Genomic DNA, 9,937 nt, shown 5'->3' with positions numbered 1-9,937 from the left:
GTCGTGCAGCTCGGCCGCGGCGGCGGGGGCGAGCGCGCGTCCGGCGCAGTCGAGGAATTTCGCGCGGACCTGCTCTTCGGTCATCGGATTGTCCGGGCCGCGGCCCATGGCGACGCTCGCCTCGGCCGAGAGGCTGCGTCCGTCGGCCAGCGTCACCGTCACCCGGCCGAACGAGAGGTCTGCGGCCTCGTGCGCCGCGAGCCGGACGCGGGCGGCCAGCGCCTGCGTGGGCCCGTCCTCGAGCGCGGGCGGCTCGAAGTCTGCGAGGCCCACGGTGCCGGTGAGGAGCGCCCGGGCCGCGAGATACTGGGTCGAGAATTTCGCGTCGAGCCCGTCGCGCGGCTCCGGCCGGTCGATGTTCTTCAGCCGCCGAGGGTGGAGCGCGACCTCGACCCCGGAGATGGCGGTGGCGCCGATGGCTGCGCGCAGCTGCGCTGCCGCATCGATGGCGCAATGGACGAAGGCGCAGCAGGGATATTGCTTGATCGCGATCCCCGGCGAAAGCAGGGCGAAGTCGCGGCCCCAGCCCGCGAGGGCAGGGGACATGTCCGCGGGCCCCCCGCCGTTGAAGGCCGCCATGAAGCCGAACCGGTGCTCGAGCGCCGCGGGATTGGCGGTAACGCCCGCCTCGGCCAGAAGCGCCGCCTGCAGGCCGTTGCGGTTGGCCTGTCCCGCATGGAGCGGCTTCGTCATCGTGCCGGAATTGGCCCTGAGGCCCGCCGCGGCCGAGGCGGCGATGCCGATGGCCACGGCCATCCGGGCCGCATCGAGCCTGAGCAGCCGCCCGCAGGCCACCGCGGCCCCGATCACCCCGAAGGTGACGGTCGGATGCCAGCCGCGGTCGGCATGGGCCGGGTTGGACAGGCGCGCAAGGCGGATCTCGGCCTCGACGCCCGCCACATAGGCCGTCATCAGATCCGCGCCGCTCGCATCGAGCCGGTCGCCCAGAGCGAGCAGCGCGGGCACGATGGAGACGGAGGGATGGCCGTCCATCTCGAGGTTGCAATCGTCGAAATCGAGCGCATGGGCCGCCACCCCGTTGATCTGCGCCGCATCGAGCGGATGGAGCCGTCCGGCCTGCCCGAGCCGCGCCGAGGGGCCGGGCGCCTGCGGCAGGACCGCGGTCAGGTGCCGGACCACCTCCTCGTCGGCGCCGGCGATGGCGCAGCCGATCGTGTCGCCGAGCGTGCGCGCGGCCCAGCCCCGCACCTCCGGCGGAAGGTCGTGGAAAGACAGGCCTGCGGCGCAGGCCGAAAGTCGGGGCGTCAGGGACGTCACGGGGGAACTCCTGTTCGGGGGGCGGGCCCGCTCGGGGGCGCGGGCCCGGCCGCAGCCGTCAGTGCTTGAGGATCTGGTCGAGGAAGGCCCGCGTGCGCTCCTCGCGCGGGTTGCCGAAGAACTCCTCGGGCGGGCCGCTCTCGACCTTGCGGCCGTCGGCCATGAACACGACATTGTCGGCCACGGTGCGGGCAAAGCCCATCTCGTGCGTCACCACGATCATGGTCATGCCGCTCTCGGCCAGCTCGATCATCGTGTCGAGCACCTCCTTGATCATCTCGGGATCGAGCGCCGAGGTGGGCTCGTCGAAGAGCATGATCTCGGGCTCCATGCAGAGCGAGCGCGCGATGGCCACCCTCTGCTGCTGGCCGCCCGAGAGCTGGAGCGGATATTTGCCCGACTGTTCGGGGATGCGGACCTTGCGCAGGAAATGCATCGCCAGATCCTCGGCGGCCGACTTCTTCATCTGCCGCGTGAGCATGGGCCCGAGCGTCAGGTTCTCGAGCACGGTCAGGTGCGGGAAGAGGTTGAAGTTCTGGAACACCATGCCGATGTGGCGGCGGATCGTGTCGATGTTCTTCACATTGTCCGTCATCTCCAGACCCTTGACGAAGATCTGGCCCGACTGGTGCACCTCGAGGCGGTTGATGCAGCGGATGAGGGTGGACTTGCCCGAGCCGGAGGGGCCGCAGACGACGACGCGCTCGCCCTTGCGGACATCTAGGCTCACGTCGTGCAGCACCTGGAAGTGGCCGTACCACTTCGACACATGGGACATGCGGATCACGGGATCGGCGGAGGGACCGGGCTTGGCGGATTGGGTCATGATTGTCTCCGAAGGGGGGCCGTCAGATCCGGCCTGACGCGATCCACTTCTCGACCTGCCGCGCATAGAGCGAGAGCGCGTAGCCGAAGAAGAGGTAGACCGCCGCGACGAACAGGTAGGCCTCGATGTAGAACTTGCGCCACAGCGGGTCCTGCATGACGGCGGTGGTGGCCGTCAGGATGTCGAAGAGGCCGATGATGATGACGAACGAGGTGTTCTTCATCGCCGCGATGATGTGGTTGGTGATGGCGGGCAGGCTGATGCGCAGCGCCTGCGGCAGGATGATCCGGCGGGTGGTCTGCCAGTAGCTGAGGCTGAGCGAGGCCGCGGCCTCGTACTGCCCGCGCGGGATCGCCTGAAGACCGCCGCGGATCACCTCGGCCTGATAGCAGGCGAAGAAGATGGCGATCCCCACCGTGATGCGCAGCAGCTTGTTCACCTCGACGCCCGCGGGCAGGAACAGCGGGAAGACGTTCACGGCCACGAAGAGGATGGTGATGAGCGGCACGCCGCGCAGGGCCTCGATGAAGACGACCGACACACCGCGCGCCACGGGCAGGGGCGCCCGCCGGCCGAGGGCCAGCAGCACCGCCACCGGCATGCCGATCAGCACCGTGCCGGTGAAGAGCAGCATGGTCAGCGGCAGACCGCCCCATTCCGAAGTGGGAACGTAGCGCAGGCCCAGGACACCGCCGAACATCAGGACGCCGATGGACAGGCTCGAGACGATCCAGAGCGGCACGAGGAAGCGCAGGTTCCAGCAGCGCGGCCAGAGCGAGAGGACCACGGTCCCGAGATAGATCGCCATCATCAGCACCAGCCGCCAGTGCTCGTCGTAGGGATAGAGACCGAAGAGCATGGGACGGTGCTTCTCGGCGATGACCGCCCAGCAGGCGCCCGTCGCCGCGCGGCAGACATCGGGGTCGGTGGTGTAGAACACCGCATTCACGACACCCCAGTCGAGCACGAACCAGAAGAAGCGGATCAGGACGAAGGCCACCGCCAGGGTGAGCAGGCTCTGCCAGACCGAGCTGAAGAGGTTCGCCCTGAGCCAGGCCAGCGCCGAGAGCCGCGCGTCCGGATCGTAGGCTGCGGCAGCAGGGGCCGCGAGCGGAGAGGAGGGGACGGAGGACATGGGCTTACCGCTCCTTGATCGCGACGAGGCGGTTGTAGAGGTTCATCAGGAGCGAGGTCGCGAGACTGACGATCAGATAGACGAGCATCATCACCGCGATGGCCTCCACCGCCTGCCCGGTCTGGTTCATCACCGTGTTTCCGATGTTCACGAGATCCGGGTAGCCGATCACGACGGCGATCGAGCTGTTCTTGATGAGGCTCACATACTGGCTGGTCAGCGGCGGCACGATCACGCGCAGCGCCTGCGGCAGCACGACATAGCGCAGGATGAAGCGGGGCCGGAGCGCGATCGAGCGGGCGGCCTCGACCTGACCGCGCGGGGTGGCCTGGATGCCGGCCCGGACGATCTCGGCGATGAAACCCGAGGAATAGAGCGAGATGCCCGTCATCAGCGCCACGAACTCGGGGCTGATGGTGGCGCCCCCCGCGAAGTTGAAGCCGCGGCGTTCGGGGAAGCTGATCTCGTGCGGCGCGCCGAAGCCCAGCCAGACGAGAAGCGGCAGCCCCACGATCAGGCCCACGCAGGGCCAGAGCATGTCGATGTAGCGGCCCGTGGCCTCGCGGTGCCGCTTGGCCTTGTGGCTGGCGAGGATGGCGAGCGCGATGCCTGCACCGAGGGCGGCCAGCATCCACAGATGGGCCGCATGGGCCGAGGGCATGGCGAAGGTGAGCCCGCGGTTCGACAGGAACCCCAGCCCCCAGAGTTCGACCGCCTGCCGCGGCGCGGGCAGGTTGCGGATGACCGCGGCCCAGAAGATCACCTGCAGGATGACGGGGATGTTGCGCACGATCTCGACATAGGCGGTGGCGAGACGCTGGAGCAGCCAGTTGCTCGAGACCCGCGCGATGCCGACCGAGAAGCCGATGACCGTCGCCACCACGATGCCCGCGGCCGAGACGGAGAGCGTGTTCATCAGCCCCACGGCCAGCGCCCGGCCGTAGGTGTCGCGCGCGGAATAGGCGATGAGCGTCTCGCCGATCTCGAACTGCGAGACCTGCTCGAGAAAGCCGAAGCCCGTGGCGATGTTCTGCCGGGCGAGGTTCTCGACGACGTTCTGGTAGAGGTAGAAGCCGAGCAGCGCCACCGCCGCCGCGAGCGCGATCTGATAGACCGCGGTGCGGAAGCTCTCGCTGTAGAGGATGTCCTTCGGGCTGCGCCGGGGGCGCTTGCCCCGCAGGCCCGGGTTGGCATCGGTCATGTGTCGTCCCCGTTCGAGGAGAGGGCAGGCTTGGACCGCGCCCCCGACGGATCGGGGACGCGGGCCGCGGAGCAGGGGCCGCAGGGCCTCAGTGCATCGGGAAGCCGTAGAGCAGCCCGCCGTCGGTCCAGAGCTGGTTCTGGTCGCGGTCGAGCGCCACCGGGCTGTCGGGCCCGAAATGGCGCATGTAGATGTCTTCGTAGTTGCCGACCTGCTTCACGACCGCATAGGCCCAGTCGTTGGCCACGCCGAGCTTCGTGCCGTTGTCGCCGATCACGCCCAGAAGGGTCTGGATGTCGGGATCGTCCGAGGCCTTCATCTCGTCGACATTGGCCTGGGTCACGCCCAGTTCCTCGGCGTTGAAGGTGGCGTAGGTCACCCATTTCACCAGATCGTACCATTTGTCGTCGCCCTGACGGACGGCCATGGCGAGCGGCTCCTTGGAATAGATGCCGGGCAGCAGGACATGGTCTCCGGGGGCCTCGGTGTCGAAGGCCCGCACGCCCGGAAGCGCCGCCTTGTCCTTGGTCAGCGCGTCGCAGCGCCCGGTGACATAGGCATCGACCAGCTGCTTGTTGTTCTCGATCACGACCGGCGTGTAGCTGAGCCCGCGGGCCGAGAAGATCTGCGCCACATTGCGCTCGGTGGTGGAGCCCGGCGCCATGCAGATCGCCGCGCCGTCCAGATCCTCGACCTTCTCGATCCCGTCGGCCGCGCGCACGAGGAAGCCCGTGCCGGTATAGAAGATCGGCGGCGCGAAGTTCAGCCCCAGCGCCGTGTCGCGGCTGAGCGTGGCGGTCACGTTTCGCGCCAGCACATCGACCTCGCCCGACTGGATCGCCGGGAAGCGCTGCTGCGAGGAGAGCGCCACGAACCGCACCTTGTTCGCGTCGCCGAACACGGCAGCCGCGATGGCATGGCAGAAATCGACCTCGAAGCCGCTCCACTTGCCCTGACTGTCGGGGGCCGCGAAGCCGTGGCGCGCGGGATGGACGCCGCAGAGGACCTCGCCCCGCTCCTTCACCGCGGCCAGAGTATCGCCCGACTGGGCAAAGGCGGCGGTGCCCGCTCCGGCGAGCAGGAGGGCCGCAAGGACGGATAGGCCGGTCGCGTGTGTCTGGTTCATCTCGTTCCCTCTCTGTTGCGGGGCTGCTGTTGCATCGATTGACGCCCCTTGAAGCATTGTATACATATGTTTTGTAATGTTCGCAACAGGGAACAATGAGGGCAGGACGACAGACATGGACGACGAAAAATTGAAATATGACACGATCTTGACCCATGCGGGCCGGGACCCTTCGCGCCATCTGGGCGCGGTGAACACGCCGGTCTATCGGGCCTCGACCATTCTCTTTCCGACTCTCGCGGCGCTCGAGGCAAAGGAGGGCACCAAGCTGCGCTACGGTCGGCGCGGCACGCCCACCACCCATGCGCTCGAGGATGCGGTCTGCGCGCTCGAGAAGGCCGACCGTGCGCTGCTCGCCCCTTCGGGTGTCTCGGCCATCAGCACGATCCTGATGAGCTTCGCCGAGCCCGGCGCCCATATCCTGATGACCGACAGCGCCTACGGGCCCGCGCGCAAGTTCTGCGAATTCACCCTGCGCAAGTTCGGCGTCGAGACGACCTACTACGACCCGACGGTGGGGGCGGGGATCGAGGCGCTGATCCGGCCCGAGACGAAGCTGATCTGGATGGAATCGCCCGGCTCGCAGACCTTCGAGGTGCAGGATGTCCCGGCCATCGCAGAGGTGGCGCGCCGGCACGGAATCGTCACCGCGATCGACAACACCTGGAGCGGCGGCTACTTCTGCCAGCCGCTGACGCAGGGTGTCGACATCTCGATCCAGGCGGGGACGAAATACATTTCCGGCCACTCCGACCTGCTGCTCGGCACCATCGCCTGCCGGGCCGAGCAGTACGACCGGCTGCGCGAGACCTATCTGCGGTTCGGCGTCTGCGTGGGGGCGGACGATGCCTTCCTCGCGTTGCGCGGGCTGCGCACCATGGCCGTGCGGATGGCGCATCATCACCAGAGCGGCCTCGAGGTCGCGAACTGGCTGCTCCAGCAGGAGGAGGTGTGCCGCGTGATGCATCCGGGCCTGCCGGGCGATCCGGGCCATACGCTCTGGCGGCAGCAGTTCACCGGCGCCTCGGGCCTGTTCGGTTTCGTCCTGCGGCCCGCAGACCGGCCGGCGCTGGGGCGGATGTTCGACGGCCTCAGTCTCTTCGGCATGGGATCGAGCTGGGGCGGCTTCGAGAGCCTGCTCGTGCCCTCGAACCCCTCTGTCTACCGCAGCGCCACCACCTGGGCGCCGGGCGGGCAGACGGTGCGCATCCATGTGGGCCTCGAGGATCCCGCGGACCTGATCGCCGAGCTGCGCGCAGCCTTCGACCGGCTGAGGGAATGATTTCCTCCGCCGGCGGGGTTGCGGAGAACGGCGCGCAACCTGCTGGCGGAGCTGAGGGAACATTTGTATACAGGAGGGATCGCGACCCTTTCTCACACTCGTCCGGCCGGCGCCGGAAAGGCCATCCAGAACGCATGAAGCACATGTCCGAGTCTTCCACCGTGCGGCGCAATCCGCTGGATCACCTGATGGATCTCATCGAGGCGGGCGATCTGCCTCCGGGCAGCCGCCTGACCGAGACCGATCTGGCGCAGCGGCTCGGCATCAGCCGGACCCCGGTGCGCGAGGCGCTGCACCGGCTTCATGCGATGGGGCTGGCCGAGCACGGGCCGCAGCGCGGGCTCATCATCGCCCATCTGAGCTACGACCAGCTCCGTCAGCTCTTCGCCGTGCGCGAGGGGCTGGAGGGGATGGCGACGCGGCTCGCGGCGGAACATGCCTCTCGCGCCGAGGCGAGCCTCCTGCGCGAGATGGTGACGGCGGACCGCGCGCTCGACGATCCCGGCAGGCTTCGCGAACGCAACAAGATCCTGCATCGGCAGATCGTGCAGGCCTCGCACAACAAGTTCATGATCGAGGCGCTCGGCAATCTGCGGGTTCATCTGAGCCTCCTGCCCGGTTCCACCTACACGTCGGCGGGCCGGGTCGCGGAGGCGCAGGCCGAGCATGAGGAGATCGTGGAGGCGATCGCGGCGGGCGACGGCGATCGGGCCGAGAAGGCCGCGCGACACCATATCGCCTCGGGCTTCCGGATCCGGCTGAAGATGATGTCGGAACAGGAAGCGACGCATCTGAAATAATTGTCCGCAAGGGGGGCAGGACGGACAGGCAAGCGGGAGCTCTGGCCGTGCCGAAGGGGCGCCGACACCGCCCGGAAGCGTTTTTCAGCATCCATGCTGCCTGCGACTGATCCGGGATCGGGCGGAGCGGGCGCGAGAGAAGCCCGACGTATCCAGGATGCGTGTCTCGCAAGACCTGACGACGCAGCCACCGGTCGGCACCGGTGGCGCCTTGCCGAGCGGTCACTGCCTTGTGCGGTCAGAGGTTGGGAAGGTCGGACGAAGGCCCGAAGGACGCGATGGCGCCGAGGGACGGTGGCTTTGGCCACGGACAGGGCGTCATGGCCGCTTTCCCTCGGACAGGGTTGCTGGGCACGAAGCCCGGCCCAGCAGGTCGCAATCCGGTCCTGAACGCGGCGATGTGCCGGGAGAGGCGCAGAGCCGGCCATGGTCGCTGTCAGGCCGGGACCGGCGGGCTGGCCCGCTGAAGCAGGCTGCCCGCCGGTCTGGGAGTCAGGCTTTCGCCAGGGCCGCCAGCCAGTATGCCACGGCCTCCGCGCCCCCGTCGTTGGTCCCCACGGCGCGTGCGCCGAGGTAGCTGGCGCGGCCCAGCTTCGGCGTCATCCGGGCGGTGGCGTCCGCTCCGGACTTGGCGGCCTTCGCGGCTGCCGCAAGGGCCTCCTGCAGCGAGGCATTGGCGGCGCGCTGCTCGCCCCAGGCTTTCAGTGCAGGATCCAGCGCATCCACCATCGTGCGGTCCCCGGGCTGCGCGCCTCCGATCGCGCTGACGGCGGCCACACCGGCTGCGAAAGCGGCGTCCCACGCTTCGGCGGAGGGGACCTCCTCCTTTTCCAGCGGCCGGGCCGCCCGCATCAACGCCGTTGCATAGAACGGGCCGGAACTGCCGGCGATGGCACGGCGGAGGGTGGCCGCCATCGTGACGAAGAGCTGCGCCGGGTGGTTGTAGGCCGCCTCGGGAAGCGCCCGGATCGCCTCGGCGGCGCGGAACATGCTGGCGCCCAGGTCGCCGTCGCCCGCCTTGCTGTCCAGATCCGTCAGATGAGGCTCGGCCGCGATCAAGGCGGCGGCGACCCGTTCAACAGCGGCCTTCAGCACGGGCGTCAACGGACCGGGCGCGATCTCCGGGATGGTCTCGGCCGGGCGGGGCAGCTGCACCGATCTGCCGGCCATGCCCACCGTGGCCGATGACGGCCAGACGCGGACGCCGGTCGGGGCTTCCAGCCATTTGCGGCGCTCGGCATCGAGGGGCAGCAGGGTGATCGATGCGCCGGGCATTTCCAGCGCGGTCATGAAATTTCCGGTCCAGATCAGCTGGACATCCGCGCCACGCTGCTTCAGCTGGGCCAGAGCTTCGCCCGCGACGATGCCGAGCTCCATCGGGGGGGTGGCGCCCAGCCCGTTCACCATCAGCCCGAGCGGACCCTTCAGCGCGGCGCCCATCTCGGCCTCCAGCGTGTCGAGGATGCGGCGGGTGACCGTGGCGGCATCGGCCATCGGGCCGCGCTCGACCCCCTTCTCGCCGTGGATGCCAAGGCCGTATTCCACCTCCTCGTCGCCCAGTTCGAAACTGGGCTGACCGGCGGTGGGAACGATGCAGGCGCCGAGGCCGACCCCCATCGTCACGAGATCGTCGGCCACGCCGCGCGCGACGGCGGCGACCTCCGACAGGGAGAGACCCGCTTCGGCCGCGGCCCCCGCGGCCTTGTGGACAAGGACGGTCCCGGCGAGGCCGCGCCGGCGGTCGCGGCTGACCAGATCGCGCAGGGCCGCGTCGTCGGCGACGAAGACCACCTCGCAGGGGATGCCTTCGGCCGCCGCCAGCTCGGCGGCCAGCGAGAAGTTCAGCCGGTCGCCCGTGTAGTTCTTGACGATCAGCAGGGCCCCTGCCGGCCCGGCACTGGCGAGGATCGCGGACAGGATGGCATCGACGCTGGGAGAGGTGAACACGTCGCCCGCGACCGCCGCCGACAGCATGCCCTTGCCCACATAGCCGCCATGCGCGGGCTCGTGACCGCTGCCGCCGCCCGAGATCAGGGCCACGGCACGGTCTGCCGGATCTTCCGGGATGTCCGCGCGCAGGAGGACATTCTCGCCCTCCAGCAGGCAGAGCGACGGATCCTGAGCAACCATCGCGGCAAGAAGGTCGGGCACGACCCGCCGCGGGCTGTTGATGAGCTTCTTCATTTTCCCTCCCGGATTTCCACCATGTGGAATATAGTGCATGTATCGCCTAGTAAATCTCACCTACATGGTGGAAGGTCAACAGAATGCGCCGCCACACCCGGATTT

The 9,937-nt window shown here is 68.7% G+C and carries 8 protein-coding genes; 2 read left to right on the top strand and 6 right to left on the bottom strand.

What is annotated here, in order from left to right; translation table 11 throughout:
• The 5 genes from A9O63_RS01805 to A9O63_RS01785 form a co-directional block, all read right to left on the bottom strand.
• Positions 1–1,278 (bottom strand): MmgE/PrpD family protein (locus A9O63_RS01805; RefSeq protein ID WP_069330391.1); only part of this gene is annotated, 1,278 nt, incomplete at its 3' end.
• A gap of 58 nt (positions 1,279–1,336) precedes the next feature.
• Positions 1,337–2,104: an amino acid ABC transporter ATP-binding protein gene (locus A9O63_RS01800; protein ID WP_009563569.1), complete on the bottom strand. Its 768-nt coding sequence runs from the start codon at positions 2,102–2,104 to the stop codon at positions 1,337–1,339.
• Between the two features lie 22 nt (positions 2,105–2,126).
• Complete coding sequence (locus tag A9O63_RS01795; protein ID WP_069330390.1) at positions 2,127–3,239, bottom strand: amino acid ABC transporter permease; 1,113 nt, start codon at positions 3,237–3,239, stop codon at positions 2,127–2,129.
• 4 nt (positions 3,240–3,243) lie between these two features.
• Positions 3,244–4,440, bottom strand: a complete 1,197-nt coding sequence (locus tag A9O63_RS01790) for an amino acid ABC transporter permease (RefSeq protein WP_069330389.1) — start codon at positions 4,438–4,440, stop codon at positions 3,244–3,246.
• Between the two features lie 88 nt (positions 4,441–4,528).
• Entirely contained in the window at positions 4,529–5,566 is a 1,038-nt protein-coding gene (locus A9O63_RS01785) for an amino acid ABC transporter substrate-binding protein (protein WP_069330388.1), read from the bottom strand.
• 115 nt (positions 5,567–5,681) lie between these two features.
• Here A9O63_RS01785 and metC point away from each other — a divergent pair, with 115 nt between their 5' ends.
• Together metC and A9O63_RS01775 are read left to right on the top strand one after the other, a co-directional pair.
• Positions 5,682–6,848 carry a cystathionine beta-lyase gene (metC, locus tag A9O63_RS01780; RefSeq protein WP_069330387.1) on the top strand — a complete coding sequence of 389 codons (1,167 nt, stop codon included), beginning with the start codon at positions 5,682–5,684 and terminating at the stop codon, positions 6,846–6,848.
• A gap of 143 nt (positions 6,849–6,991) precedes the next feature.
• A complete protein-coding gene (locus A9O63_RS01775; protein WP_227471843.1) occupies positions 6,992–7,648 on the top strand; it encodes a GntR family transcriptional regulator in 657 nt (218 codons plus the stop codon).
• A 492-nt stretch (positions 7,649–8,140) separates the two neighbouring features.
• On the opposite strand, the gene A9O63_RS01770 is transcribed toward A9O63_RS01775, so the two are convergent.
• Complete coding sequence (locus A9O63_RS01770) at positions 8,141–9,832, bottom strand: dihydroxyacetone kinase family protein (RefSeq protein WP_069330385.1); 1,692 nt, start codon at positions 9,830–9,832, stop codon at positions 8,141–8,143.
• Positions 9,833–9,937: the final 105 nt, after the last annotated feature.

This window comes from Cereibacter johrii, from assembly GCF_001720585.1.
GTDB classification, from domain to species: Bacteria; Pseudomonadota; Alphaproteobacteria; order Rhodobacterales; family Rhodobacteraceae; genus Cereibacter_A; species Cereibacter_A johrii.
This window is presented reverse-complemented; position numbering and strand designations above follow the sequence as displayed.

Bases quoted from the DNA above. Each gene is read 5' to 3' on its own strand.
- A9O63_RS01800 (WP_009563569.1), bottom strand. From the start codon at position 2,104: ATGACCCAATCCGCCAAGCCCGGTCCCTCCGCCGATCCCGTGATCCGC.
- A9O63_RS01795 (WP_069330390.1), bottom strand. From the start codon at position 3,239: ATGTCCTCCGTCCCCTCCTCTCCGCTCGCGGCCCCTGCTGCCGCAGCC.
- A9O63_RS01790 (WP_069330389.1), bottom strand. From the start codon at position 4,440: ATGACCGATGCCAACCCGGGCCTGCGGGGCAAGCGCCCCCGGCGCAGC.
- A9O63_RS01785 (WP_069330388.1), bottom strand. From the start codon at position 5,566: ATGAACCAGACACACGCGACCGGCCTATCCGTCCTTGCGGCCCTCCTG.
- metC (WP_069330387.1), top strand. From the start codon at position 5,682: ATGGACGACGAAAAATTGAAATATGACACGATCTTGACCCATGCGGGC.
- A9O63_RS01775 (WP_227471843.1), top strand. From the start codon at position 6,992: ATGTCCGAGTCTTCCACCGTGCGGCGCAATCCGCTGGATCACCTGATG.
- A9O63_RS01770 (WP_069330385.1), bottom strand. From the start codon at position 9,832: ATGAAGAAGCTCATCAACAGCCCGCGGCGGGTCGTGCCCGACCTTCTT.